The organism is Candidatus Methanoplasma termitum (assembly GCF_000800805.1).
GTDB classification, from domain to species: domain Archaea; phylum Thermoplasmatota; class Thermoplasmata; order Methanomassiliicoccales; family Methanomethylophilaceae; genus Methanoplasma; species Methanoplasma termitum.
Genome location: NZ_CP010070.1, coordinates 217,728 through 243,763, shown reverse-complemented (window position 1 = coordinate 243,763; position 26,036 = coordinate 217,728). Strand labels below are relative to the sequence as shown.

Sequence of the window (26,036 nt, the reverse complement as noted above, 5' to 3'; positions counted from 1 at the left end):
TGAACCATGTCGAACTTCAAACTGCCGCCATCGCTCAGCATACACGGTAATGAAAAAATCGCTAAAGATATCCTTTCAAGGATCTGGGGAAAGAAGGGCGTCTTCACATGTACGGTCGCAAATACGCTGACCTCCACCATTCCGGGAATATCCGATGCCGGGGACACACCGGAACTGACCTTGTTCACTCCCGCCGCAGATGCGGAGCTCTTGGTCCTCGGGAAAACAGTTTGCATGAAGGGGATCCCGATCAATCCCGGAGGGATACCGACCCCGGCGACACTTACACAGGCCGCATTGGAGATATCGAATATGCCTTTCTTCATCGTGAACGGCGGGTGCAAGGTAAAACCGAACCTCCCGTGCATTGAGATGGGAGGGGAATACGGAAATTATGTCACATCCGGTAAGGCGGTATCGAATGTTAAGAAAGTATTTGAGAACGGGGTAATCCTCGGCAAGATGCTGGCTCATGGGCATGATTTTGTTGTGATAAGCGAAAGCTGCGCCGGCGGAACGACCACGGCACTCGCCGTCCTCATGGCTATGGGCATCATAAAAGAGAATCTTGTAAGCAGCAGTTCTCCGAACAATCCGCGCGAACTTAAAACAAAGACAGTAATGGAAGGACTCAAGGCCGCAGGCATCGGGATTGGGGACCTTGCGAATGATCCACTTAAAGCTATAGGGTGCGTCGGAGACCCGATGATGCCCGCAAATATCGGCATCATCATCGGTGCCGCCAAACATGTTCCGGTCATAGTGGGAGGAGGGACCCAGATGGCCGCGGTCATCGCGGCTGCGGTGAAGATCGACCCGAGCATCGTCGGAAATATCTTCCAAGGTACGACGAGATGGCTTATGGGGGATCCGAACTCCAACATGGCTAAGATAATGGATTCCATCTCGCCGGACATTCCGATCGTCTATGTGAACATGGATTACTCTTCAAGTCCTTATGAGGGGCTTCAAGCCTACGAATGGGGATATATCAAAGAAGGCGTCGGCTGCGGGGGATCGTCTGTTGCCGCAATAATACAAAGCTCGGGCAAGGTCACATGCGACGAACTTCTCGAAAAGGTACACGAGATATACAAGAAGATAATGAACTTCGATTGAAGTTATGCTTTTGTGCATCCCTTCCTATCGATTATCTTCCTCGCCTGTTCCAGCTCTTCCTGGGTATTAACATTTACGGCGAAATCCAAGCTGTCCGTCTCATAGAATGATTCCTGAAGATAAACACCGCGAAGGGTCTTCTCTCTGTCCATAATGGAAACACCGGAGACCACCCATTCCGAACCGTAGTAGTCTCTGGTGTAAGAAGGTTTTATATCAAGTTTGTCAAAAGCTTTTTTGTCGACGATCGCGATCATCGATTCCATCTTCCCGGGATCGAATTCCGAAATGAATTTATCCAATTCAATAGTGGAGATGAAGGGCAGGTCCGAAGGGCATGTGAGAACGAATTCTCCGTCGAGGGCCTCGAAGGATTCGTGCAGATCCTCCATGAAGTTCTCTCCGGATGTCCTTATCGTCCTCACGCCGATGCTCTTCAGATACTTCTCCGTTTCAAGAGTGTGTTCGCTTACCGATACCGCGATCTCATCGATGCTCGCGGAACCGGACAGCGCATCCACTACTCTTTTGATAACAGGTTTGCCCCCGATGGTCTGCATGGGTTTCTCTGTGCCGCATGCTCCCATCCGGGTGCCTTTCCCTCCCGCATTGATCAGTGCTTGCATTCGGCCTCAGACATTCAGTGTAGCGTGTAGAATCCCAAGACCATCAATGCGATGAAGAGGAACATGACCTTCGATATTTCGTTGGCAGCGCCAAGTCCGTCCCCGTTCAGGAAGCCGAACTTCCTGTTCGATAGATAAGCTATAAGCCATCCGATGACGAACGAAGATACCACGCCTCCGACGATCATAAGCAGAGCCGTGATCATCACTCTTGCAGACCATATTCCCTGGAAGCTGGCCCAGAAGCCACCGGTTATGACGGCCATCAACAGATATCCTACGAAAGCCGAACAGACCGCTATGAGTGTTGCGAACAGCATCGTCTGGGTATTTGTGTTCCTTACCTGTTCCGAGGCCATGCCGTTCCCGGGTTCTCCGAACGCCGCTGCGACCACCATCGTATTCTTTGCGAACGCTTCCATTATGACTATCGCCATTGCGAACAGGAAGAATCCGGGGATCCACGTCGTGAAGACCACTGCGACCCCGCTGATCCCTGCATATATCGCCAGGATGACTATCAGTACGATCCCGAGACCGCCTGCGCCTATTCCCGTGTCTTTCAGGGCCTTGATGCTCCTTTCCCTGTCGCCGCTGCATATCATCCCATCGCCGAAGTCGGCGAGTCCGTCCAAATGGAGGAACTTGGAGATAATGTATGAAGTAGCCAAAATTGCGATCCCCGCCATTGCTCCGGCATCTACTCTGGCAAAGATTATTCCCATTATCGATGCGATCATACCTATGAATGCTCCCACGATCGGGATAACATACATGTTTTTGGTCATCGCATTGATCTCTTCTCCGCTTGCCTTTATAGGAAGGATCGTGAAGAAGGAGAACGCCGCTTTCAATGCACCCAATATTCCGCCTGGACTTGTGCCTTTCGGCTCGGACGCCGGCGGTTCTTCTTCCTTGCGCTTGGACTCTTTGACCGGTTCGCTGCGCTCGTACTTGGGCTCTTTAGCAGGCTCACTGTACTCGTATTTGGGTTGTTCATAAACCGGTTCGCGGTACACAGGCGCCGGCTCCGGTGCCGGTGCGGCCTTTGGATGCTCCTTCATTGGTGTCGCTTCGACTGGCTTCTGAACTGGCTTCTCCTGAGCCGTTCCAGCCGGTCTTGACGAGGGGATCCCCGAGCTTGGCTGTACCGGTTTCGTCTCTTTGTGTGGTGCTGGTGGTTGTACCGGCTCCTTGACCTCCGGTCTCGGTTCCGGTCTCGGTTCGGGTTTTGGTTCTGATTTGACCTTGAAATCCGCTGCGCTCATTTTCCTAATGGGCCTTTGTTCCGACCTGTTCGAATCTATCGATTCGTCCTCAGGCGGTGTAGCTGCTCCTGCATTCGATTTGTTATTCGCATCTGCACCCGTCGAAACACTCCCATCCTTCTGTCGATCGGAGGATCTGTTCAGAGCCTCCTCTTTTCCGACTCGGTCATTAGTTTCGTTTGGCATATTACCAGCGCTTGTACCAGCAATAGAAAATATAATACCTCTTATCGGAGCTGTTCGTCAAAGAGGTCAGTATATATCGATGACATCACCCCTCCGATGAGTCCGCACAGCATATCGTCCATGAACGGACCCAACTTAGAGATTATCCCGGGCTTGTGTCTGTCGAACCTGTGAAACTCGAATATCCCTCTTGTGCCGGCAATATACTGCGCTATCTGCATCCCTATTATCTCATCTGCGATCAGGTGGATGGGGTCCTTTGCGAACATCCCTCTGGGCATCGCACAGATGCAGTCCTTGTTCCCTATCTCCTCCAAAGCGACGGCGCCTTGCACCAATGAGGAGATGTTGATATCATCGGACAGGACCCTGAGCTTGGTCTCGAACCTTCTTTTTATGTCATTGGTGTCCCACTCGGGTGCGGGAAGGTACAGTTCGAAGGCGGCATCCCACATATCCTTTTCCGTTATCCCTTTCCCTTTCAGAACATCAATGATCGTTCCCATGTTAGGAAGGTCCCCTCTTTTTACGAGGTTGCTTATGACCGCCGCTTTGACCGATCTCGCCATCGATATACCCAGCGCCGTTCCTGTTCCCGAATAATCTGTTCTGTCCTCCCCTATTGGGGAAACTATAGCCAATGCATCTGAGGTGGTCCCGGTCTCCCTGTACCCGAGTATGCTCAAAGCGGCGGACTTCGCTTCGATGATCGGCATCATTATGTTGACCTTAGCTGCATCTGTCAGCGGTACCGAAGATACTCCGATTATGTTTATCGTCCCTCCGACGAGCATCCTATACCTTTCCATGGAGATCTTGTGCCTCTCTTCCCAATTCTCCAACAGTTCCCCTGCGACAACATGGTTGCTGAGCCCCGCTGTTACGGCGGCGATGGTGTTCATCCCCTCATAGTCTGTTTCCACCGTCGAGAAAACGTACTTTACTTCGGCCGCGGTCATGAATCCTACCGCGTGCCCGGGGATCCTATGCTTTTCCATTGTTCTCTCCATGTCGCAGTATGGGTCCTCCATGCTGCAGTCGTGGGGGACCTGCATTATGAAAAGTACATCGGATATCGTGTGCCCGCCGTTCTTCATCGCACTGCTGAGGACCTCCATCTTTTCGCTGAGATAGATGACCGCTGTTGCCATCTCCCCGTCCTCCATTATCTTGATGTCCCTGATATATCTCACATTATCATCCCCAGGAGGTCGAATATCCTATCCTCGATGAACACTTGTATATGAATTCCGATAAAAATGAAGAGCGGCAGTGTTATCAGAATTACGAATATCAACGATGTTCGCTCTACCAATTTGTAACACCTTGTCACATCATCGATGGAGGGCATCTCGCCCTTTCCCATGACGTATACGCCTATCTTCTCCATCCTTATCCTCATCGCCCTCGCAACGGCTGTCATAGGCCATCCGCTGTTCGGACTGGGGGTCTTTCTGTGCTCCTCTTTCGCCGCGGCGATCACCCCTTTATGTTCATAACCGAAGATCCACGCAGTCAATGCAACAAAGACCGGCGATATCCTTGATGTTACGAATCCCAGCACATCGTCGAATTTTGCAACGAAGAATCCCAGATTCCCATATTTTTCGTTAAGGTATCCCCACATAGCATCCATAAGATTGGCACACCTGAACATTATCGCACCTGTCATACCCAGCCATCCGAAATAGAATGTCGGGGAGACCACGCTGTCCACCAGATTCTCGGATATCGTCTCGCAGCATGCCGAGGTTATGTGCTCCTCGTCGAGGCTGCTCGTATCTCTGCTGACTATCATTTGCACCTTTTTTCTTGCTTCCGCAACATTGCCGTTCCTCAGATCATCCTGTATCGGATTGCAGTGGTGGCGGAAGGAGAATATCGCGTAGGTGAGCTTGAACATGAATGCGGTCACGATTATCCATATTATCTCGCCGAGCGTCACGGACATGCCTGCGATGTCCCAGTGATACCCGTCAAGGCCGTTGCGTATAAGGCTGCATATCAGCATCATCAGGAACCAGAACACCAAGAGAACGAACATGTAAGATAAGAATCCCAAGACTTTTGTCTTCTTTGACGATCTGTTCTCTATTTTTTTATCGAGGAAACCTACGATGTTGCCTATCCACCTCAGAAGGTGATATTTGTTGGGTAGTTCGCCGATGAACCTGTCTATGAGCAGCGCGACGATAACGATCAGGATTGCGTCGATCCAAAGCTCCACTTTATCACCCCAGCCGTTCCATTGTTCTCTCGACCGCTTTAACGAACATTTCGTTCCTCTCCCTGTCCTTCACGCTGAATCTGACGAATGAATCGAATCTTTCGCCGAAGGACGAACAGTCCCTGACCATTATCTTCTCTTTTAACATGAGTTTTTGGAATTCGGCGCACTTGATGCCTATCTCTTTCAAAGAGCAGAAATAGAAGAAGGAATCGGTCACGTTCCCTATCGGGAACCCCAACGCCTTCAGTTGAGAATGCATCGTCTTTGACTCCTTTGCCATGACGGCGGCCGCTTTGTGAACATAATCCATATGCTCAGACATCAGTATCCTGGCAACATTCTGCTCTATCTGCCCGACGTTCCATGTCATCCTCACTTTGTCCATCTCCTCGATGAGATGCTGCGAGGCCATACCGTATCCTATCCTTATGCCGGGTATCGCAAAGGATTTTGTCAGGGATCCGGCGATTACCAGATTGTCATATTTCTTTACGAATCCGGCACATGATATCTCTTCGTGGTTTGGAACAAGTTCCAAAAGGGTCTCGTCCAAGAATACCAATATTCCCTTATCCTGACACTCTTTCACGATTTCGAGTATCTTGCTCCGGTGTTCTATCCTGCCGGTGGGATTGTTGGGGTTGCAGATGTATAACGCTTTGACGTCCTTTTTCAAAGCGGAAGAAAGACCTTTCGGATCGATCCTGAAGTCGCCTTCCTCAGACAGCTCGTTGTACTCTATCTTCGCTCCGACCAGTCTGCACTGCTGGGAGTATTCGGCGAAAGAAGGTCTGTTGATGACCGCTTTCTCGCCGCTCTCTATGAAAGCGTTGGGGAAATTCCTTATTATCTCCGAAGAGCCGGAACCGATGGCGATGTTCTCTTCTTTAAGAGAGAAAATCTTCGAAAGAGTTGCTTTGAGCTCCGTACAGTTGTCATCGGGGTAGTGGCCGACATCCTCCATGGCGGTCGAGACTATTTCATGAAGGAACTCCGGAGGTCCGAAGGGATTCAGATTGTGGCTGTAATCTTCTATGCCTTTCATTTTCCAAGCCTGTCCGCCGTGGACGGTCTTTGGGATCCCTGTCAAGACCTTTCTTCCGTACTTCATCCGATCTCACTTTTACAACATGGATGGATTATTAATCCATATGATGTAATATTGTGAAACATAATAAACCCAACGCCTCAAAAAAGTACCAAAATCATATTTGGGACATTATCTCTCCGATCTTACCGTGAATGACCAATGCGGCCCGGCTTTCCTGAGGGAGCTCTGTCTTGTTTATCAGTATCAGTTTGTTCCCCAAGTAATACTGCAGCAGACCGGCAGCGGGATAAACGACCAGCGATGTGCCTCCGATGATCAGGACATCGGCCTCCTGTATCGCCTGTATCGACTTCCTTAGCACAAGCTGGTCCAGAACCTCCTCGTAAAGGACCACGTCCGGTTTGATCGTCCCTCCGCAATCGCATCTCGGGATTCCGGCGCTTTGCATTATGTATTCGGCAGTGTAGAATTTCCCGCATCTTGTGCAATAGTTACGGAAAACAGAACCGTGAAGCTCGTGGACGCATTTGCTCCCCGCCAGCTGGTGCAGGTTGTCTATGTTCTGCGTGACAACCGCCCTCAGCTTGCCTTTTGATTCCAATTCCGCCAGTTTGAAATGCGCGGCATTGGGCTTTGCGTCCAAACAGACCATCTTGTTCCGGTAGAACCGATAGAACTCTTCCGGGTCCCTCATGAAGAATGAATGTGAGATTATCTCTTCTGGCGGATACTTGTACTCTTGATTGTACAGTCCGGATGTGCTTCTGAAGTCGGGGATCCCGCTTTCCGTCGAGACACCGGCGCCGCCGAAGAACACGATGTTATCTGAACCGTCGATCATTGACCTCAGCGTGTCGATCTTTTCTTTCATTTTTTTTCTCCGATCTATCAGAGATGGTAGTTCCCCGTATATCTCTTCGGAAGCACGAAGAGCTCCCCGTCCTTATCGAACCCTACCGACGCACTCACTTCATACACGTCTTGTATGAGCTGTTCCGTGATCACTTCTTTCGGATCGCCTATGGCATATATCTCGCCGCGTTTCATGATTATGCATTTCTTGCAGTATCTTGCCATAAGAGAGATGTCGTGTTCCGCGACAAGTATGGACATGTCCTTTTTGACCATTGCGTTGAGGTATTCCATCACTTCCAGCTTGTATTTCATATCCAGATGTGCGGTCGGCTCATCAACAAGCATGAGTCTCGGCTCCTGAACATATGCTTTTGCGATCAGCGCACGCTGCCTCTCTCCGGACGAGAGCATGTTCAGCGGCCTGTCCCTGAGCTCATACACTCCGAATTTCTTCATAACATCCTCGACCAGGTCCTCATCCTCATCTGTTTCCCACCATACATTCTGCAGATACGGATAACGGCCGAGCATGACCGTCTCATAAACGGTGAGGCCGAAGCTCGCTTTCAATTCGGCGGGGACATTGGAGACCTTCCTCGCTATGTCCGCGGGGGTCTTTCCGAGGACCGATTCCCCGTCGATGAGGACATCCCCGGATGATATCTTGTGCATCTGATTTATGCATCTCATCATTGACGTCTTACCGCATCCGTTCGGCCCTATCAGGCCGACGAGCAGACCGGACTCGATCGTGAATGAAACATTTTTCACTGCATGGAATCCGTTCTCGTAGATCTTGTTCAATCCCGATAGTTCCAAAAGCGGCGGTTCATCCGTCATACATCTTCCCCCTTCTTATCAACAGATATGCGAACACAGGCACACCGATTATTGTTGTTATCGCCCCGACGGGCAGTTCCAGTCCGAGATACAGCGTCCTTGACGCCAGATCCGCGAACATCATAAGGGCCCCTCCGAAAGCGATAGATGCGGGGAGCACAAGCCTGTGGTCCCCGCCCAACATCATACGGCACAGGTGCGGGATCACAAGACCCACAAATCCGATTATTCCCACGAACGCGACGCAGAGAGACGTTAAGACCGATGCCAGGATCAGGATCAGCCTGTTGAACCTGCGGACGTTCAGACCCATTTGTTGGGCCTGATCCTCTCCCAGTAGAACTAGATTAAGTTCTTTGGCCCATAACAGCGGGACCAACGACATCGCAAGACCGGGCAACAATATGATCCAGACCTGGTTCCATGATATGTTGGCAAACGAGCCGAACAGCCAGGACAAAGCATTGCTGACCTCGTGCCCTGCCATTGACATCATCAGAGTTTGTATCGAACTGAACGCCAGACCGACCACCACTCCCGCGAGAACAAAATTGATGGATGTTCCGCCTGCCTTTTCGGCAATGAACATCGTTACCGCAAATGCAATCAGACCTCCGATCATTGCCACGATGGCCGTGGTGAATATCGAGTTCGCCGCAAATAATCCGAAGAATGTGAAGTGGAACGCTATTACAGCTACCGCCGCCGTACCCGCCCCTGAAGATACTCCCATTATATACGGATCGACGAGGGGGTTCCTTATCACGGCCTGATACATTGAACCTGCGACGGACAATCCGATACCTACTCCGAGAGCGGCGAGCGCTCTCGGCAGCCTCGATTCGAACACACGTATCTGATCTAAATTAGATGGGTCCGCACCGCCGTTGGAAATTGCGCCGAAGAGCGCATGTAACATATCCCCGAAAGACATTGTAGCGTGATATCCGATACAAAGCGACGCGAAGAATACCACAACAGACAGGATTATCCCTATTGCCAGCACTACCCAGAGGCGATGTTTGCTGCGCTTGTTATGTCTGAGGTCCTCTCCACCCAAATAATGCTTTATTCTCCGAGATATATAATTGAACGGTTTATCCTCTTTCTTAACGTACTTAAGGACAACATACACCGCAATGAGTATCAGAATTATCGCTGCGAGTATCGCTGCGACGATGTATATCAGCGGGAGCCCCGAGGATCCGTTTTGACCCTGATATACTTGGAATGTTCCGTATGCCGCATTGACCCCGGAGTCATTGCCTAAGAACACCCATCCGTCCATTGAAAGGGCCGGAGCCATGCTGAAGTTCGCCGCGCCTTCCTTGGGTGCTACGAATGTGCTTCGGATCGTGCCGTCAAGCGACAACACATACAACGGTTCGTTTATGGAATAGCCTTGGACATATATCGAATCCCCGTTGACAAGTACCATCGGCGCTCTTATCGTTGTGATCTTATCATTCAGCAATACATAGTTACCGTCCAGGTCAACGCTGAATATGCCGTTCGAAGCTGAAACATAAATTCCTTCGAAACTTTCTGTCGTCACAGGCAATACATAATTCGCGACCACTCCGAATGCGCTTGTGTTGAGGGATCTCTTAGAAAGTTTACTGCCGTCGAAAGTGTATATTGCAACACCCCCTACCAATACATTCAATCCCCTTCCGTCCGACACCCCGAATGCCAGAGTGTATATTCCGTTATTCTCGAATGCCGCCACCGCTAACACCGAACCGTAATCCTTTCCGTTCACTGTCCTGGTGTAAACGATCGTTTGATCGACTATCGAGCCGTTCTTCTTGTCGATAGCATAAAGCCCCCCGTTCAGCGCCCCTGCGAAAACATACTTGTCGGTGACGGTCTGAGATATGAAATATGCGGAACCGCCCATTTGACTTGACCATATAAGATTCAAGCTCACGTCAAAACAGTACATCATGCCGTTGGTCGAACTGAAATATATCGCACCCGAATCGAATACCAAGGAGCCAGGGCCGTTGTTGTATACTGTTCCGGTAAGCGTTGCGCCTGTCGAAGAGGATATCGCCCCCTGTTGACTCCCGATGTCCAAACTCGCATATGTTTTGCCGCCGAATGTTGTAACATTCTCGTTATTATCGCCCGGCCCCGTCAGAGGGACCTTGAATATGTAACCGTAAGAGGTCGGAATGTAGATGTTGTTCCCAACGATCAACGGTGTGGACAGATCGTAAACAGGCATGGTGGGGTATGAGAACTCCCATTGTTCCTTACCATCCATTGTATAACACACCAAATATCCTATGGCGGATGTTGCGGGAGGTATCAGTTTTGACGGATTGTACTTCACAAAAATGCAGCCGTTCGCCGATAGGACCGATGCCTGGACCCCGGAACTCGGCCTTGTGTCAGTCCATTTGAATTCGGCCTGCCGATCCGACTCGGTCGTATCTTGTGCTCCGGTTTGCAAAGAATCGCCTCTGATCATGGTCCATGCCGACGGATTATCGGGGGTCTCAACGGGTGTCTGACCGTTTGGGTAGAATCCGAGCGCCAGATATCCGCCTGTGTAAGGTGCCGAGATGTCAGAAATGACATTCCATGCTTTCGCACTGCCGTCCCATTGATAAGCTATCCATTTTGATGTTACCGTTACGCCTGTGGTTCCGGATCGGATCATGCTTCCGCCTGTTGATTTCGAACCGATAGTTGTTTCCGTCACTCCGTTTATGGTTATTGCTTTTGAAGAGGAACTGTAACTGTATGAAAATCCCGCGTCCGATGCGGTTTTGTATAAAACATCGTTGATACTCCCGCCGGAATTGATATCTGACCACTTTGTGTCTCCGTTCCCCATGTCAAAAAGGACCCCCTCTCCCCCGGAACCGTCTGCGCTTGCGTTGTGCGCGAATACCAGCAGCGGCGTTATCACAAGCAGCGCCGAAACGGCGAACAACACGGCTTTTCGAATGTTATTTCTAATGTTCATCCCTCAGTTTTTGAAATCAAGGTCTTTTGTGAATGAGAGGAAATCTTCGTAGTTGTCCCCGATATATTTTGGCATTTTGATGTCATTGAAGATGTCGGGGTTCAATATACGGGCTGTCAGCTCCATCAGCTGTATGAACCTCGGTCCCGGAAGCGTTGACATATTCCCTGCCGCTCCGGTCACCAGATATATGTTCCCGTTCTTGTACGCATCTGTTGTCCTCCACTCCGCAGAGAGCGAGTTGATCATAGAATCATAGTCGCTCTGATTCGACATGTAGTTGGTCGTCAGAAGTATTATGACAGACGGGTTTTGTGAGATCACCTGCTCCGAGTTGACCTGCGACCATCCCGACAGAAATGAGAATACGTTATCTCCGTTCACGATCGACGTAAGATCGCTGACATACGTGTCGGAACCTGATACCCACGGAGATTTGTCGGGTGTCAATGCGAGCATCACTCTGACGCTCTGTGCGTTCACGTGTTCGGATATCGCGCCTGTGACCCCATCCATAGCATGCTCGATCGTGCTTATCACTTCGAGTGCGCGCATCCCATACCCGATCGCCACTCCCACGATGTATATGTTGTCCATTATTTCCTGAACGTCAGCCCCCCAATACAACAAAACCGTGTTTATTCCCACATTCCTGAGCTTATCGGTTGCGATGTGGTGTGTGTATATCGAACCGTCGCAGAACACCATATCCGGTGCCGCCGCAACGATCTGCTCGAAACTCGGGTTCAGGTAATCACCGAGTATCTTTATGGTGCCGTTATTCTGCCCGGCGACCACGGAGGCGGGATAAGTGCTGTACATGTCGGTGCCCACCAGGGTCTCTACCGCCCTGAGAGCCGCTATCATTTCCGTGATGGCGGGAGCAAGGGTCACCGTTCTCTGAGCCTGGGGGTAACCATATATTGATCTTCCTGAGTTATCGACAGCCACGGTCGGGGTGCCGCTTCCGTCTGTATAAGCCCATGCCGCAATCGTATATTTCGAAAGATCAATGTTTTGAGGGCTCGATTCCTTCACCCAGGTCAGGCTGTTCTTGGATATCGTCCACAAGTTCCAGCTGTATGTGCCATCCGAGGATACTCCGTTGATCTCTTTCACTGTTCCGTCCTCTATCGATGATGTGAAATTGTTTTCTTTGCACGCTGTGCTCAACGCATCGAAAGGGTTTTGATTGGTCTGCATGTCCATTTCGGTCCAAGTTACATTCCAATCCCCAAAGTCGATAAGGAACCCGGATGCCTGAGGTTGCGCTGTGTTCGTATCAGAAATAAAAAATGGGACGGATACCGCACCAAACACTATCAAAACAAGAGAAAGTGCCAGTTTCAGTTTTTGAGCTTTCAATATCTGTCCTCCGAATTAAAGAAAAAGGCCGCAGGAGCGGCCGTAGTGTTTATGCTGCGAAGGGCCCTCCGACCAGACTGTCCGAGATTAAGTTTGGTGTGAATGTGGGTGGGATCGCATCAATGGTTGTTACCCCCAGGTAGAATATTGTTGCACCTGGCTCTTCGAGTCCCAATTCACCTTCTCCTAGTGTCCACTCCGAACCTGTTTCGTCCCAAACCCATGTATACCAGCTTTTGCTATCCACGTCAAAGCTCGGTTCGACACCGTTGATTGATGTTATCCATGCACCGCTAATGCTGTTTTCGATTCCACTAGCATCCAATGTATGAATGAGTGCTTCTGAAGCATTGTTTCCGGTTCCGGTGAACCAGTTACCGGTGCTTGTTGCATCATCACTATAGTTAATGTAATACCAATAAGTTGTTGTGTTTTCATTTTTGTTATCTTTGTCCTTGTTGAGAACAATAATTCCGGCCGCTATACAAATGATCACAATGATCACGATAGCTACGATGGCAATCAATAGTTTTTTTCCTAACGCCATTTTAATCACCTCAGGCGACCTGCATTGTGCTAACAAGAGTGCAGTGTCTGGTATATAAGTTGTCTTATACATCCAACTCAATCTATTTTATATACTTGTATATAGGCATTCGACTGCTTTTCCATGAAACATTATAAACAATATGATGTATGCAACACCATGGCTATACTTTCAGACAAAGACATCTTGGAAGGAATGAGAACCGGCTACATAGGAATAACAAATTATCATGAGAGGGGACTGACCCCGAACGGTTACGACCTCAGGATCTCCGAGATATCGATCAGAGGCGATCCGGAACTCAAAAAAGAAGGTGTTGTCAAAATACCTCCGAGAACCATGTTCTACGTCTCAACGATAGAAAGAGTACGCATGCCGAAAGATGTCTGTGCCCAGCTGTGGATGAGGACAACCTGGATCAGAAAGGGGTGCATCGGCGCATTCGGGAAAATAGATGCGGGATTCGAAGGCACGCTCACGCTCGGAGCATACAACGCAACCGACGATTTCGTTGAGATACCGATCGGCGAAAGATTCTGCCAGATGATTTTCGAGACCCTTACGACCGCATCGGACAAGGACTATGCACAGAGAAGCGGCAACTATCAGGGACAGACGGGAGTTACGTTGGAACCCAAGAAGAAGTGATTCACTTCACTTTTCTTATATCGAAGACATAAACGCTCATTGTGGGCGAATATGTTTTCAATTCTGTGATATTGTCTATCGATATTTCATACCCCAAAGAAACGGCGTCTTTCATCATTTTTTCTTCGAAGTGATCGAGCTCGGACCTTTCAATGACCTTATGAAGATGTATCATGCCGTTTATCTTCGTTCCGGATAACGCATCGGTCAGGAATTCGTCTGCAATCTGAGGCAGATTCATTATGACCCTATCTGCTTCGGGAAGGACCTTGATCATTTCCCTCGCGTTCCCCGTGATGGGTACGATGTTCTCGATGTGGTTGAGTTCCATGTTCCTTCGCACAAAACCTTCTGCGTCGGGATTGAGATCGATAGAATAAACTACTCCGGGTCTTGATGTCTTGCTTATAACAAGGCCGAAGGGAGAGACCCCTGCGAACATATCGATTATTATCTCCCCCTCCTTCACCAGGGACGCTATTCTCGACCTTTCGGTCGCCAGCCTTGGGTTGAAGTATACTTTCGAAGGGTCTGTTATCATCCTTACTCCGAATTCTTTATGTATCGTTTCGGAGCCTCCTTCCCCGGCTATCCGCTCGAGCTCCCTTATCCTGAAGTCTCCTTTGACCCCGGAATCCATCATTACGGTCCGCAACGACCTGTTGACGGACATCATCGCCTCGCCGATCTGATGTTTGAACCGCATCACCTCGTCCGGTAATTTTATTATCGCGACATCGCCGATCACATCGAAAGATGTCGGCAGTTCTTGCTTGAATTCTTCCTGGATATCCAACAATTCCCTGTAGTCCGTGGGAATGTGTTCTTGATGTTCCAGATCGGCCTCTGTTACTTCATAGCCCTCATACTTGTCTGTCAAAATAGGTATAAAAAGGAGTCTGTCATCGGAACCGATCTTCCTTCCCGCATCGAGTATGCCTTTTGATATCAGCTCGGCCCTGACGCGTTCCCCGTCTCTCTTCGGAACAAGTATGCATTTACGCGTCATTCATCCTCGTTTTCTATTATCTCTTTGGGTGCGCCCGCAAAATCCACTAACGCATAAGATTCCATGAAATGCAGATTTCCCGGAATGACCAACGTCTGCAGCGGGGCCCCGAGATCTTTCTTCAAAAGGTCCTGAGGGTATCCGGCGAACAGCTTTTCATTCTCGGAACCGGCGTTGGATACTACACATATGACTGTCCTGTCCGTTATCAGGCCTTCGTTCCATTTCTTCTCTCCCTCTATTAACCATTCGATGGCCTGATGGGCCGTCATGTACCTCAGCTCATCGGCCCTTATGTCCAAGAGGATCATCGTGTGGAGACCTCTGTCCTTGTTCTGTTTAATGTTATCATACGGAGATTTCGGTTGGTAACCGGACTCCAGGAAGGGCAGCGTTACGGTCCTTCCGAACTTATACGGCTGAAGACCCAGCGATGACGGGCACGCCCCGAATATGGACACGCCGTGTATCACTTTCACAGGTATCCCTTCCTCTTCCGCCTGGATCCTGAGATCGACATGGGTGGTCGCCAGCATCGTATCGCCGGCGGTTACGAACCCCACGACCATCGTCTTTGCGTCGGAGATAATGAATTCCTCTTCCTCGACCTGTGTCCTGTGAACCATGTTGATCTTCTTTCCGATGGCGGATTCAATATCGCCTATCGCCGCCCCTATCAACGTGGAAGTGTAGAACTCGGCGTATATCTTGTCGCATTCTTTCAATGCGTTCAGTCCTTTGACTGTCATTCCGTCAGTGCCGCTGAGCCCCAGTCCGACGAAGACGATGCCCGATCTCATGGAACGTCAGAAGGAATCATGAGATTAAACGATTATGCCGAGAGAAAGAGGCCGAACGTTACCATGCAGGCAACGTTCTAATAAAAAAGAAAATAAAAAAAGGAGGAAAAAAGATGAGAGGAGCTTTGCTCCTCTCTTGTTTTAAGTTATTCTGCCTTTGATCATCTCGTCGACGACGGCTGGGTCGGTCAGCGTTGTGACGTCACCGAGCTCTTCGCGGCCGCTTCCCCAAGCGATCTTCCTGCAGATACGGCGCATGATCTTTCCGCTTCTGGTCTTCGGCAGTCCGCTGACGATCTGGATCGTCTTCGGGGTCGCCCACGGTCCCATCGAGTGGCGTACTTGGTTGATCATTTCCCTCTTCAGGGCATCGGAGTCTTTGTAGCCGTCCTTCAGTGTGGCGTACACGTATATCGCCTCACCTTTGATGTCATCGGGCACCGGCACGGCTGCCGCCTCTGCGACCGCAGGGTGCGTTATCATCGCAGCCTCGACCTCGGCGGCACCTATCCTGTGGCCCGCAACGCCTATCACATCGTCGACACGTCCCAACAGCCAGATGTCGCCGTCATTGTCCTTCCTTGCTCCGTCTCCGGTCAGGTAGTGGCCGGGGAAAGCGGCCCAATAGGTCTCAACATACTTGTTGTGGTCGTTCCATATCGTTCTTGCGAGCGATGGGACCGGCTTGTCGATGTAGAGATTTCCGCTCTCCCCGGGGCCGCAAGGCTTCTTTTCCTCGGTGTATATGGATGGTTCTACACCTGGGAGAGGCCTCATGGCCGAGCCGGGCTTTAGGTCCATGGCTCCCGTCATCGGAGATATCAATATGCTTCCCGTCTCGGTCTGCCACCATGTGTCGGCGATCGGGCATCTTCCTCCGCCTATCAGGCGGTGGTACCACTTCCAAACGTCGGCATCTATCGGCTCACCGACACTCCCGAGCATCTTGAGTGATGTGAGGTCGTGCTTCAATATGTGCTCGTCCCCGGTCTTCCTGATCATTCTGATCGATGTCGGCGCGGTGTAGAATATATCCACTTCCCACTTTTCCACGACCTGCCAGTATCTGTCATTGTCGGGGAAGTTGGGGACTCCTTCGAACATCAAGGCCGTCGCACCGAATGAAAGCGGACCGTACACTATGTATGAGTGTCCGGTGATCCATCCGATATCGGCTGTGCACCAGTAGATCTGTCCTGGATTATAGTTGAACACATTCCTGAACGAGGTGTATGCACCTACGATATATCCTCCGTTGGTGTGTACCAATCCTTTCGGCTTTCCGGTGGTCCCGCTTGTGTAAAGCAGGAACAGAGGATCCTCTGCATCCATCACTTCCGGTTCGCATACAGTTGAGGCTTCCGCCATCTCCTCATGCCACCATACATCCCTTCCGTACTTCATTGCGACGTTGGTGCCGGTACGCTTGACGGTGATGACGTGCTTAACGGGGTTCTCCCTTTCCAGGACCTCGTTGACCTTACCCTTTATGTCGATGATCTTTCCTCCGCGGAAGCTTCCGTCGGAGGTGATGACCACCTTGGGGGTACAGTCCATTATACGGTTGTATACAGAGTCGGTACCGAGTCCTGCGAACATGACGCTGTGGATCGCACCTATCCTTGCGCATGCAAGGACGCTTATCGGCAGCTCCGGGATCATAGGCAGATAGATCGCGACCCTGTCGCCCTTCTTCACGCCCTTGCTCTTAAGGACATTGGCGAACTTTTTCACCTGGCGCAACAACCCGCCGTATGTGTATATCTTCACATCCGAATCGTCCTCACCCTGGAAGATCAATGCCGCGGTGTTCTTTTTTCCGGCATTCACATGTCTGTCGAGGCAGTTGTACGATACGTTCAGTTTGCCTCCCTTGAACCATGTGAACTTATTCTCAGTCTTATCCCAAGTGAAAGCATCCTTCCAACCCTTTGAATACCAATCAATGTTGTCTGCTTGCTTCACCCAATATGCGACAGGATCCTTTACCGATTCGTCATATACTTTTTTGTATTCGTCGAAACTCTTAAAGTAAGCGCTCTTTCGATATTCGCTCGATGGCGGATACTGTCCTTTCGAATTTTCTGGGTTCATTTTCTCCCTCTTTGTCGAAGAACATCGGGAATGTTCTGAGCGTTTGAATACGTCATCATATATTAAGGGTGCGTACTCCACGTACGGCAATCGACGTATTAGATATGATGTTGCACACACTTTAAGAACGGTGATCACACTATCCCATGACAGCCGTAACGGCGTAGGGGCATGATCGGTGATTGCCATGTGCACGCGGCGGCTGACAGCGACCCTGTCCCTGAAAAGGGGCTCTTGCGGTAGCAGCGATGAGTCATCGCAGCCGTGACCGGAAGCCAACGCAGGGTCCGACACATACTCCCGGCGTAAGTCAGTGCTTCGAGACCGGTGTCATCATCGGACCGTGAAAAAGTGTGTTAACGCCGCGGAGACACTTGATGTTCGGCGAATGCTACAAAAAATCAATTAGCTCCGACAGACACCTTTAATTATAATCCGTTCACCATCTTGATCATCATGATAATGACAGTAAATAAAGCAAAATGTCCGCAGGATCACAAATGCCCTGCAATCAAGGTCTGTCCCAACGGCGCCATATCTCAAAAGACCATTTACTCCCTGCCGGAGGTGGATCCCGCTCTGTGCGTATTGTGCGGGGCGTGCGAGGACTTTTGTCCTAAGGGCGCATTTGAAAGGATAGATCTGTAAAAAAATAAAGATGTGAGCATGCGCTCACAAATATAAACAAAGCCTTTTCAGCCATTCTTTTGCTTCATCCTTCTTCGGATACTTCTCCTCAAGCGCCGAGAAATGCTCGCTGTGCGCTTTTTCGGAAGGATCGAATCCGATCAGGATGTGGCACAGCTCATGATAAAGGCAGAAATCCAGAACGAATTCCGGTATCAGCTCCGTATCCAGAGCACTGGATATCTGGATCACCTTCATCAGTACGGAACAATGCCCGACCTTTCGAATATTCGGCTCTCTCGTCCACGTCAGATTTATCGACGGATCCCTCTCGACCAGCCCCAGCCCGATCAGCCTCTCGTACGACTCGTCCAGATCTCTGGCGTCTCCCTTCGTGGTCCTTGTTATGTTCCTGCTTCTCTTGAGGTACACCGGCTGCTTATACCGCGAGAACTCCGGAGCGGTTATCCACTTGCACATATCATCCGAATATCCTTCGTCATCGCCTGTTATCTTTGAGAACAGGGAAGTGCACAACCCTTCGATAACTTCCGGTGGTGCATCGGCAAGATAGTCGGACACTTTGAAGTCCGCCCACTTATAGCTTCTCTGCCATCTTACCTTGAATTCTTTGAATGGGACAAATTCCGCTTCGACCCTATCAAATCCATACTCTTTCCCAATTTCCTTGAACTTTGTCCTGAGGACGTCTTCTGTTTCCATTTCTTTTTCTCCCGACGAGTTTACTCGTGTAGAGCTAGACTGTTGGGATTTTCATATAAACCGGGCATAGTACAGTTATACTACGTTTCCATTTTTTCCTATCAACCGATTATTCCTTCCCTTAATCGCTTATTTATATAACGTTATCAATTCGGATTCGATAATCATGGTAACGATTACGGCTAATGCGGAGAAGTTCATCAACGAACTTCTGGAAAAGAATCAGAAGGCCGGGTACGGCATCAAGGTCTATCTTTCGGGGATTGCCTGTTCCGGGCCCCAGTTCGGAATGTCCTTCCAGAAAGACGCCGCCGATGGGGACATAGTGGACAACAGCGCTTCCGGATTCGCGATCTATTACGATGACGAGACCAAGGACGCCCTTGAGGGCTGCGTCATAGAGTTCATAGACGATCCGAACTTCGGTACGGGTCTGACGATCCGCGATCCGAACTTCAGCGGTTGCTCGTCTTGCGGCGGCGGTTGCCACTAAGTCGTACTTTCGGGTACTTTCGGGGACCTGGGTGTTTTCTTTTAATACCATTTCGACAATGAATCACTGATAAGAATGCCCTCATCGACCGGAAGCATATACGAAAGAGAATTGAAATACGTCCTTAGCGGAGACAAGAAAACGATTACCCAGATGATCAAGACATGTGATGAGGATGAAAGCATCTCATACAAGATCATGTTGGAGGAGCCGTTCCTTGTCGTAAGGGCGGCGGGTTCTCTAGGGGTCGACCTTGTCGCAATGAGGTGGGACTACTCCTTCCCGATCGAAGTAAAGAGCTCTGCGGAAGAAATAATGCACTTCAGCAGGAACCCTAGACTCACCCAGCAGGCGGCAAAGATGAAGAACGCATGCCACAGATCCAATCTTCTTCCGATTTATGCGTTCAGGCTGAAGAGCGTAAGGGGGGATCCGTGGAGGATCTTCACGATACCGACCGGAGAAGAGATTAAAGGTAAGAACGAGAACCTCAGGCAAATGATCCCTTGTATGGAGGTCACCGGCAACGGCAACTACATAATGAGATGGAATGAGGGTATGAAACTCTGCGATCTCATTTCATTCATGTCGAGAGGCCACATATTTTCCGCACCTGCGGACACCGGAGAGATATATGAGGAATAAGGCCGTCAGCACTCATAGGGCTCATCACTGATCAGCTCGATTCTTTCTTCATCCGGCCGCCACATCATCAGTTTTACTCTTAATAAACAATGTCTTTATTTTGCGCATAATATAAATCCTTCCAACAGATTGCTTGAACCATGTGGAAGCAGGTGGACGAGAGCTTTTGGAAAGAGAACCGTGAGTCAAAAGTTGATGAGGTTACCGATACCGTACAAGATATTATCGACCTTGTCAGGTTCGAGGGGGACAAAGCACTGATCGACCTGACATTGAAATTCGACAAGATCGTATTGGAGGACCTTGAGGTCACACGGGACGAGATCGAAGAAGCTTACGAGACGGTGGATCCTATCCTGGTCGACGAACTTGAGAACGCAGCTGAGTTCATACAGAGATTCCATGAACTTCAAATCCCTCAGGACCTCTGGCTGAAGGAGATCGAACCCGGCATTACTTTGGGCGTGAAGAGCACGCCGCTGGAGAGAGTGGGCTGCTATATTCCGGGAGGAAGAGCGTCATATCCTTCCACAGCGCTTATGTGTATCATTGCGGCAAGGGTCGCGGGAGTGGAAGAGGTCATATGTTGCACCCCCGCCCCGATAAATCCATTGACACTGGTTGCGATGGATATCGCAGGCGTTGACGAGATCTTCAAGGTCGGCGGTGCGCAAGCCATAGCCGCGATGGCACTCGGTACCGAGTCCATAGAGCCCGTACAGAAGATAGTCGGTCCCGGCAACGTGTATGTCACAGCGGCAAAAACAATGCTTAGAAAGAATGTGGAGATAGACTTCCCGGCGGGGCCGAGCGAGATAGGCGTTCTTGCAGACGAGACAGCAAATGCAGAGTTCATTGCCGCCGATCTTGTAGCACAGTGCGAACACGATCCGTCCTCTGCGTGCCTCCTTGTCACTACCGACCCGAAACTTCCGGCAAAGGTCTGGAAATTCATAGAGGAACAGACGAGCAAGGCTCAGAGAAAAGAGATAATAGTAAAGGCGCTGGAAAACTCCGGGTACATTGTGGAAAAGAACATGGACATAGCAGTGGAGATAATGAACGGCATTGCTCCGGAACACCTCTCCATTCAGGTCAAAGACCCGTTAGATGTCCTCTCAAAGGTCACCAACGCCGGATCGATATTCGTCGGACCATATACGCCTGTGGCCGCGGGGGACTACGCCTCCGGGACCAACCACGTCCTGCCCACTGCGGGACACTCTTCGGTTGTGAGCGGGTTGAATGTTGCACACTTCAGGAAGACGTCCACCGTCCAGATCATATCTCAGGATGGGCTTGCTACTTTAGCGCCCACCATAATGGCCATAGCCAAAGCGGAAGGACTGCACGCACACTCCGCGTCTGTAAAAATAAGGGAAAGGAAAAAGGAATGAAAGAGAACATCAACCTTTTCGACCACAGTCTCTATGTCAACCGCGAGTTATCGTGGTTAGAGTTCAACCGCAGATGTTTAGCTGAAGCCGGAGACGGATCGGTCCCGCTGCTTGAGAGAGTGAAGTTCCTTGCTATTGCCTACGGCAACATGGATGAATTCTTTATGATCAGGGTCCCGGGGCTTCTGCAGAGAGCGGAAAGCAACAACATGACCAATATAGGTCCCGACATCTACCTGGATGCCAAGGCACTCATGCATGAGATCAAAGCCTCGGTAGATAATCTGGTCATAGGTTATGAGATATGCTGGGGGATGCTGAGAGGCGAGTTGTTCAAAAATGGGATCAGGATCCATGATGTGGACTCATTATCGGAAAGCCAGAGGGCTTGGGTCGCAGACTACTACAAGGAGAGAGTGCATCCTTTGCTTACTCCTCTTGCCTTGGATGTGTCTCATCCGTTCCCGTTCATTTCAAACAATTCACTTAACGTGGCAGTGAAGATCGACCACAATGGCCAAGACAAATATGCCAGAGTGAAAGTTCCGATCGGGATACTGCCTAGATTTGTAAGGGTGCCGTCGGAGACCGCAGGGATGGACTTCGTTCAGCTGGAGGACATAATCGAATCGCATATCGAGGCGCTTTTCCCGGGAATGATATCTGAAGCATACCTTTTCAGAGTGACCAGGAACGCCGACATCAAAGTAACGATAGACGAGGCATACGACCTGATGTCCGCGATCGAAACGTCCCTGGACTCGAGAGACATCGGTTTCCCGGTCAGGATGCTTGCGGAAGAGGGAATGCCTCCGGAGATGCTCTCTCTTTTCGGAACCAATCTGAAGCTGGGCGAGAACCAGATACACACCGCGACGCTTGGGGGGATGCTTCTTACCGATCTATGGCAGATCGCCTCCATCGATGCGCCGCAATTAAAGGACGAATCGTTCGTTCCGTACGTACCGCCGGAATTCGGAGAAGGCCACAATATATTCAAGACCATAAAGGAAAAGGACTGGATAATATTCCATCCGTACGAACCGTTCGACATAATCGTTAGATTCTTGAGGGACGCGGCAGACGATCCGAACGTCCAAAGCATCAAGATATGCCTTTACAGGATAGGAAAGGACCGCTCCATAATCAATGCGCTGAAAAGAGCCAAAGAAAAAGGGAAGGCTGTCACCGTCCTGATGGAGCTCCGCGCGAAGTTCGACGAAACGAACAACATCTATCTGGCAAAAGAACTTGATAAAATGGGAGTGCATGTCGTTTACGGGCCGATAGAGCTCAAAGTGCATTCGAAGCTGCTTCAGGTAGTGAGGCTGGAAAAGGACAAGCTTGTGAAATATACCCACATAAGCTCAGGCAACTACAACATGAGCACGGCAAGGCAGTACGGGGACATCTCTTTCCTTACGGCGAATGAGGAGATCGGAAAAGATGTCGGAGAATTGTTCAACGCTCTGACGGGAGTGTTCGGGCCGAGGGAATATAGGCACCTCCTTGTCGCCCCCGCCGCACTTAAGAAAGCCCTCATCGAAAAGATCGGCAGAGAACGGGAGAATCAGAAGCAGGGGAAGAAAGCATATATTGCGATCAAAGCGAACGGCCTCGTGGATTCCGACATTATCGCAGAGCTTTACAAAGCGTCGATGGCTGGAGTGAAGATAGACCTCAACATAAGGGGGATATGCTGCTTAAGGCCGGGTGTCAAAGGGATCTCCGAGAACATCAGAGTGATAAGCATAGTCGACAGGTTCCTTGAACACTCCAGAATATACTATTTCGAAAATGACGGGGACCCGGAGATATATTTGGGATCCTCGGACGTAATGCCGAGGAACCTTATCGCAAGAGTGGAGGTCCTGTTCCCGGTACTGGACAAAAATATCCTTTACCACATAAAAAATAATATTCTCGATGTTCATTTAAAAGATACAGCTAAAGCGAAGATGCTCACTCCGGAAGGCAATTACATCCCCATAAACAAAAAGGGCAGGAAGTTCCGCTCGCAAAAATGGTTCATTGATCATAGGGGCATATGGCATGGATGATGATTCGGAGGTTGTCAGTTTCATTGATATCGGTACAAGCTCGATACACATCTTAGTTGTACGTTTCTTTAAGGATTCGATGGGTACACCCATATTTCAGGACAAAGAGAATGTAAGACTCGGTCAAAATCTATTCAAACACGGCAATATTGATAAGGAAACGATAGAGAAGACGCGCATTGTTGTTTCAAATTTCGTAAAGATATCAAAGAACCTTGGCGCCAAGAAGATAATCGCGTATGCAACATGCGCCGCAAGAGAAACATCGAACAGAAAAGAGCTGCTGGATGCGATGAAGGTCGAAGGAGTGGACGTAAAGATCATCTCGGGGTTCGAAGAAGCGAGGCTGATCCGGCTGGGGGTGTTCGGCCCGGACGGCCCGTTCCAGAAGAGTTTAGAGATCGATATCGGAGGGGGCAGCACCGAGATAGTACTGTGCAAAGGAAAGGAATGTTTGTTCTCCGATTCGCTGAGCCTCGGATGCATAAGGCTTGCCAACGGGTTCGATCAGGATCACAACAAAGCAATAACATTCTCGGAATACGATTATCTCAGACGGCACGTTGATATGATGTCCTATCGCACATGCCGCAAGATCAGAGAGATCGGTTTTGAGCGGGCATACGGCTCATCCGGCACAATGATCGCATTGGCCAAGATCTGTGCCGCAAAAAGGGACGGGGACGACTCCTACATGATGTATTATGAGCTTGTGGAGGTCATGAAAGAACTGTACACCAAAGGTGTTGAAGAAAGAAAAGATGTGCTGGGCATGACCCCCTCGAGAGCGGACATCATCGTTTCCGGAGGAGCGATCGCAGAGGAACTGATGTATCTCCTCGGGATAGACAGGATCGAGATAACCGACAAGGGGATGAAACAGGGCATGGAGATAGACTACATGCTCAGCAATGGTTACACTAACTTCGATGTGAAAGAATCGTCCGTCCTGAATCTGGCAAAAAGGTGCCAATATGATCAGGCCCATGCGGAGACCGTGCAGAGGAATGCTCTGCTGCTGTTCGATAAAATGAAAGAAGAGGGAATCCACAACATGGACAATGAGATGAGGATGCTCCTTTCGTATGCCGCAACCCTCCATGATATCGGAGAATTCATAAGTTATCCGAAACACCATCTCCATTCTTACATCATCATCCTCAACTCATATCTTCTCGGGTTCGATAACGAGGAACTTAAACTGATGGCATTGATGACAAAGTTCCACCATGGGAACTTTCCTTCAAAGGGTTCGAAACAATTCAAAGACATGGATAAGAAAGAGACCTCCGATCTTCTTAAATGCGCCATGATCCTGAAGATCTCGGACATATTGGACAGGCGCCGCAACTCTGCTATAGATTGGATAGAGATGTGTATTTCGGAGCACGATGTGGTCCTCAATATCGGCTCCGAGTCGGACATCAATATGGAAATGTGGAAATTAAAAACGCTAAATGAGGAGTTTGAAACGGTTTTCGGCCTCGGCCTTAAAGTAAAGCTGGCTTAATTTTTATGCGCACCGTCGCAGAATGGTTTATTCTTTGACTTTCCGCAACCGCACAATGTCATGCGGTTCCTGACCTCGTATGTGTAGCCGTCGGCAGATTCGAGAGGTACACCGCCCTTTACCCAGAACGGGCCCTTCTTCCCCGGCGTACCTGTGACAGATATGCTCTTCTCAAATTTGGGTTCCCAGACCTGACCGTCCACCTTCATTACGATGCTTCCGCTTGCGCAGTCGTGGACCTGCTGTTTTGCAGTTTCCAGGGTCTTTTTGTTCTTGGCCGTCTGATTTATATTGTGTATTCCGTGACAGAACCCAGAACCGTCGCAAAGGGCCGGGTCCTGAAGAAGTACTATTCCGTCCGATTCGGGATAGGCCTTTGCCCTCTCTTCGAACGTATTCCTTTTTGCGGTCTCGGTACCGTCCCAACCGATGTGATCTCCGGTACAGAATGGCTTATCTGTGGATTTCCCGCATCTGCAAAGCGGATAAGTGCCGTTACGGTAGTAACTTTTCACTTCTTCCCACTTCTCGGAACGTCCCATAGAATCCCTTTTGATTACTTCTCCCTTTAACGGTACACCCCCGATAACCATTAAGGGCCCGTTCGTTGTGATCTTTATCTTCATACCGTCGCCCATATTATCACCGTTGGATTGTCTTTGTTGTAAAAATAATTACTGATGTAATATTATTGTTGTATTACCCAATTAGGCAATATCCGTAACATTTCTACAATGTTTCAAATATTCAAACAATCATGCACAAATCATAGCAAGAGATAACCCCTTGCACCGGTTTCGACCAGTTATCTCTTGCTCACACTTTCCCACGTTGGTGTTTTGCACAGATTCTTGACTTGAATAACATTCAAATCTCATTAAAAAGTGGATGCGGGATCATTCGATCCCGAAAATATGTTTTTTGCAATCTGTTTTTAAAGCAAAATTCTGCCTGTCGGAGATGATG

At 49.6% G+C, this 26,036-nt stretch carries 23 protein-coding genes; 8 read left to right on the top strand and 15 right to left on the bottom strand.

Annotated features, from left to right (window positions below):
- The first annotated feature begins 6 nt into the window (after positions 1–6).
- On the top strand, positions 7–1,119 hold the full coding sequence (gene cobT / locus Mpt1_RS01145; RefSeq protein WP_052399221.1) for a nicotinate mononucleotide-dependent phosphoribosyltransferase CobT: 1,113 nt from the start codon (positions 7–9) through the stop codon (positions 1,117–1,119).
- 2 nt (positions 1,120–1,121) lie between these two features.
- Here the strand turns inward: cobT and Mpt1_RS01140 are convergent, their stop codons facing one another.
- The 10 genes from Mpt1_RS01140 to Mpt1_RS01095 all read right to left on the bottom strand — a co-directional run bounded on the left by Mpt1_RS01140 (position 1,122) and on the right by Mpt1_RS01095 (position 13,064).
- Positions 1,122–1,745: a GTP--adenosylcobinamide-phosphate guanylyltransferase gene (locus tag Mpt1_RS01140; protein ID WP_048111485.1), complete on the bottom strand. Its 624-nt coding sequence runs from the start codon at positions 1,743–1,745 to the stop codon at positions 1,122–1,124.
- A 14-nt stretch (positions 1,746–1,759) separates the two neighbouring features.
- The gene (gene cobS / locus Mpt1_RS01135) at positions 1,760–3,199 is read right to left on the bottom strand and encodes an adenosylcobinamide-GDP ribazoletransferase (RefSeq protein ID WP_048111484.1); all 1,440 of its coding nucleotides are present in this window, start codon (positions 3,197–3,199) and stop codon (positions 1,760–1,762) included.
- Positions 3,200–3,240: 41 nt separating this feature from the next.
- Positions 3,241–4,392, bottom strand: a complete 1,152-nt coding sequence (gene cbiS, locus Mpt1_RS07215; protein WP_052399220.1) for a bifunctional adenosylcobinamide hydrolase/alpha-ribazole phosphatase CbiS — start codon at positions 4,390–4,392, stop codon at positions 3,241–3,243.
- Complete coding sequence (cbiB, locus tag Mpt1_RS01125; protein ID WP_048111483.1) at positions 4,389–5,426, bottom strand: adenosylcobinamide-phosphate synthase CbiB; 1,038 nt, start codon at positions 5,424–5,426, stop codon at positions 4,389–4,391. The genes cbiS and cbiB overlap by 4 nt, the downstream gene beginning before the upstream one ends.
- 4 nt (positions 5,427–5,430) lie before the next feature.
- Positions 5,431–6,540 carry a pyridoxal phosphate-dependent aminotransferase gene (locus tag Mpt1_RS01120; RefSeq protein ID WP_048111482.1) on the bottom strand — a complete coding sequence of 370 codons (1,110 nt, stop codon included), beginning with the start codon at positions 6,538–6,540 and terminating at the stop codon, positions 5,431–5,433.
- Positions 6,541–6,634: 94 nt separating this feature from the next.
- Positions 6,635–7,351 (bottom strand): NAD-dependent protein deacylase, encoded by a 717-nt coding sequence (locus tag Mpt1_RS01115; RefSeq protein ID WP_048111481.1) that lies wholly within the window; start codon positions 7,349–7,351, stop codon positions 6,635–6,637.
- Positions 7,352–7,368: 17 nt separating this feature from the next.
- Complete coding sequence (locus Mpt1_RS01110; protein ID WP_048111480.1) at positions 7,369–8,175, bottom strand: ABC transporter ATP-binding protein; 807 nt, start codon at positions 8,173–8,175, stop codon at positions 7,369–7,371.
- Entirely contained in the window at positions 8,165–11,152 is a 2,988-nt protein-coding gene (locus tag Mpt1_RS07380; protein WP_082007210.1) for an iron chelate uptake ABC transporter family permease subunit, read from the bottom strand. Before Mpt1_RS07380 ends, Mpt1_RS01110 begins: the two co-directional genes overlap by 11 nt.
- 3 nt (positions 11,153–11,155) lie before the next feature.
- On the bottom strand, positions 11,156–12,517 hold the full coding sequence (locus Mpt1_RS01100) for an ABC transporter substrate-binding protein (protein ID WP_148305788.1): 1,362 nt from the start codon (positions 12,515–12,517) through the stop codon (positions 11,156–11,158).
- A gap of 49 nt (positions 12,518–12,566) precedes the next feature.
- A complete protein-coding gene (locus Mpt1_RS01095) occupies positions 12,567–13,064 on the bottom strand; it encodes a hypothetical protein (RefSeq protein ID WP_148305787.1) in 498 nt (165 codons plus the stop codon).
- A 159-nt stretch (positions 13,065–13,223) separates the two neighbouring features.
- Between Mpt1_RS01095 and dcd the strand changes: the two genes are divergently transcribed.
- A complete protein-coding gene (gene dcd / locus Mpt1_RS01090; RefSeq protein ID WP_048113585.1) occupies positions 13,224–13,712 on the top strand; it encodes a dCTP deaminase in 489 nt (162 codons plus the stop codon).
- 1 nt (position 13,713) lies between these two features.
- Here the strand turns inward: dcd and Mpt1_RS01085 are convergent, their stop codons facing one another.
- The 3 genes from Mpt1_RS01085 to acs all read right to left on the bottom strand — a co-directional run bounded on the left by Mpt1_RS01085 (position 13,714) and on the right by acs (position 17,615).
- On the bottom strand, positions 13,714–14,721 hold the full coding sequence (locus Mpt1_RS01085; protein ID WP_048111471.1) for a class I SAM-dependent methyltransferase: 1,008 nt from the start codon (positions 14,719–14,721) through the stop codon (positions 13,714–13,716).
- Entirely contained in the window at positions 14,718–15,521 is an 804-nt protein-coding gene (dph5, locus tag Mpt1_RS01080; RefSeq protein WP_048111469.1) for a diphthine synthase, read from the bottom strand. The genes Mpt1_RS01085 and dph5 overlap by 4 nt, the downstream gene beginning before the upstream one ends.
- Before the next feature lie 141 nt (positions 15,522–15,662).
- Positions 15,663–17,615 carry an acetate--CoA ligase gene (acs, locus tag Mpt1_RS01075; protein ID WP_048111467.1) on the bottom strand — a complete coding sequence of 651 codons (1,953 nt, stop codon included), beginning with the start codon at positions 17,613–17,615 and terminating at the stop codon, positions 15,663–15,665.
- 456 nt (positions 17,616–18,071) lie between these two features.
- Between acs and Mpt1_RS01070 the strand changes: the two genes are divergently transcribed.
- On the top strand, positions 18,072–18,263 hold the full coding sequence (locus Mpt1_RS01070; protein WP_048111465.1) for a 4Fe-4S binding protein: 192 nt from the start codon (positions 18,072–18,074) through the stop codon (positions 18,261–18,263).
- 24 nt (positions 18,264–18,287) lie between these two features.
- Here the strand turns inward: Mpt1_RS01070 and Mpt1_RS01065 are convergent, their stop codons facing one another.
- Positions 18,288–18,965, bottom strand: coding sequence for a M48 family metalloprotease (locus Mpt1_RS01065; RefSeq protein ID WP_048111463.1), 678 nt, complete (start codon positions 18,963–18,965; stop codon positions 18,288–18,290).
- A 166-nt stretch (positions 18,966–19,131) separates the two neighbouring features.
- Between Mpt1_RS01065 and Mpt1_RS01060 the strand changes: the two genes are divergently transcribed.
- The 5 genes from Mpt1_RS01060 to Mpt1_RS01040 all read left to right on the top strand — a co-directional run bounded on the left by Mpt1_RS01060 (position 19,132) and on the right by Mpt1_RS01040 (position 25,070).
- The gene (locus tag Mpt1_RS01060) at positions 19,132–19,458 is read left to right on the top strand and encodes a HesB/IscA family protein (protein WP_048111460.1); all 327 of its coding nucleotides are present in this window, start codon (positions 19,132–19,134) and stop codon (positions 19,456–19,458) included.
- A 75-nt stretch (positions 19,459–19,533) separates the two neighbouring features.
- Positions 19,534–20,103, top strand: a complete 570-nt coding sequence (locus tag Mpt1_RS01055; protein ID WP_048111458.1) for a PDDEXK family nuclease — start codon at positions 19,534–19,536, stop codon at positions 20,101–20,103.
- A gap of 140 nt (positions 20,104–20,243) precedes the next feature.
- A complete protein-coding gene (hisD, locus tag Mpt1_RS01050; RefSeq protein ID WP_048111454.1) occupies positions 20,244–21,500 on the top strand; it encodes a histidinol dehydrogenase in 1,257 nt (418 codons plus the stop codon).
- A complete protein-coding gene (ppk1, locus tag Mpt1_RS01045) occupies positions 21,497–23,560 on the top strand; it encodes a polyphosphate kinase 1 (protein ID WP_048111453.1) in 2,064 nt (687 codons plus the stop codon). The genes hisD and ppk1 overlap by 4 nt, the downstream gene beginning before the upstream one ends.
- Positions 23,553–25,070, top strand: coding sequence for a Ppx/GppA phosphatase family protein (locus Mpt1_RS01040; RefSeq protein ID WP_048111452.1), 1,518 nt, complete (start codon positions 23,553–23,555; stop codon positions 25,068–25,070). The genes ppk1 and Mpt1_RS01040 overlap by 8 nt, the downstream gene beginning before the upstream one ends.
- Here Mpt1_RS01040 and Mpt1_RS01035 read toward each other — a convergent pair.
- Positions 25,067–25,708, bottom strand: coding sequence for a CDGSH iron-sulfur domain-containing protein (locus Mpt1_RS01035; RefSeq protein ID WP_048111451.1), 642 nt, complete (start codon positions 25,706–25,708; stop codon positions 25,067–25,069). The genes Mpt1_RS01040 and Mpt1_RS01035 overlap by 4 nt on opposite strands.
- Positions 25,709–26,036 lie beyond the last annotated feature (328 nt).

Bases quoted from the DNA above. Each gene is read 5' to 3' on its own strand.
- Mpt1_RS01085 (WP_048111471.1), bottom strand. From the start codon at position 14,721: ATGACGCGTAAATGCATACTTGTTCCGAAGAGAGACGGGGAACGCGTC.
- ppk1 (WP_048111453.1), top strand. From the start codon at position 21,497: ATGAAAGAGAACATCAACCTTTTCGACCACAGTCTCTATGTCAACCGC.
- cobS (WP_048111484.1), bottom strand. From the start codon at position 3,199: ATGCCAAACGAAACTAATGACCGAGTCGGAAAAGAGGAGGCTCTGAAC.
- hisD (WP_048111454.1), top strand. From the start codon at position 20,244: ATGTGGAAGCAGGTGGACGAGAGCTTTTGGAAAGAGAACCGTGAGTCA.
- Mpt1_RS01115 (WP_048111481.1), bottom strand. From the start codon at position 7,351: ATGAAAGAAAAGATCGACACGCTGAGGTCAATGATCGACGGTTCAGAT.
- dph5 (WP_048111469.1), bottom strand. From the start codon at position 15,521: ATGAGATCGGGCATCGTCTTCGTCGGACTGGGGCTCAGCGGCACTGAC.
- Mpt1_RS01070 (WP_048111465.1), top strand. From the start codon at position 18,072: ATGATAATGACAGTAAATAAAGCAAAATGTCCGCAGGATCACAAATGC.
- dcd (WP_048113585.1), top strand. From the start codon at position 13,224: ATGGCTATACTTTCAGACAAAGACATCTTGGAAGGAATGAGAACCGGC.
- Mpt1_RS01035 (WP_048111451.1), bottom strand. From the start codon at position 25,708: ATGGGCGACGGTATGAAGATAAAGATCACAACGAACGGGCCCTTAATG.
- Mpt1_RS01095 (WP_148305787.1), bottom strand. From the start codon at position 13,064: ATGGCGTTAGGAAAAAAACTATTGATTGCCATCGTAGCTATCGTGATC.
- acs (WP_048111467.1), bottom strand. From the start codon at position 17,615: ATGAACCCAGAAAATTCGAAAGGACAGTATCCGCCATCGAGCGAATAT.
- Mpt1_RS01110 (WP_048111480.1), bottom strand. From the start codon at position 8,175: ATGACGGATGAACCGCCGCTTTTGGAACTATCGGGATTGAACAAGATC.
- Mpt1_RS01065 (WP_048111463.1), bottom strand. From the start codon at position 18,965: ATGGAAACAGAAGACGTCCTCAGGACAAAGTTCAAGGAAATTGGGAAA.
- Mpt1_RS01060 (WP_048111460.1), top strand. From the start codon at position 19,132: ATGGTAACGATTACGGCTAATGCGGAGAAGTTCATCAACGAACTTCTG.
- Mpt1_RS01055 (WP_048111458.1), top strand. From the start codon at position 19,534: ATGCCCTCATCGACCGGAAGCATATACGAAAGAGAATTGAAATACGTC.
- Mpt1_RS07380 (WP_082007210.1), bottom strand. From the start codon at position 11,152: ATGAACATTAGAAATAACATTCGAAAAGCCGTGTTGTTCGCCGTTTCG.
- Mpt1_RS01140 (WP_048111485.1), bottom strand. From the start codon at position 1,745: ATGCAAGCACTGATCAATGCGGGAGGGAAAGGCACCCGGATGGGAGCA.
- cobT (WP_052399221.1), top strand. From the start codon at position 7: ATGTCGAACTTCAAACTGCCGCCATCGCTCAGCATACACGGTAATGAA.
- Mpt1_RS01040 (WP_048111452.1), top strand. From the start codon at position 23,553: ATGGATGATGATTCGGAGGTTGTCAGTTTCATTGATATCGGTACAAGC.
- Mpt1_RS01120 (WP_048111482.1), bottom strand. From the start codon at position 6,540: ATGAAGTACGGAAGAAAGGTCTTGACAGGGATCCCAAAGACCGTCCAC.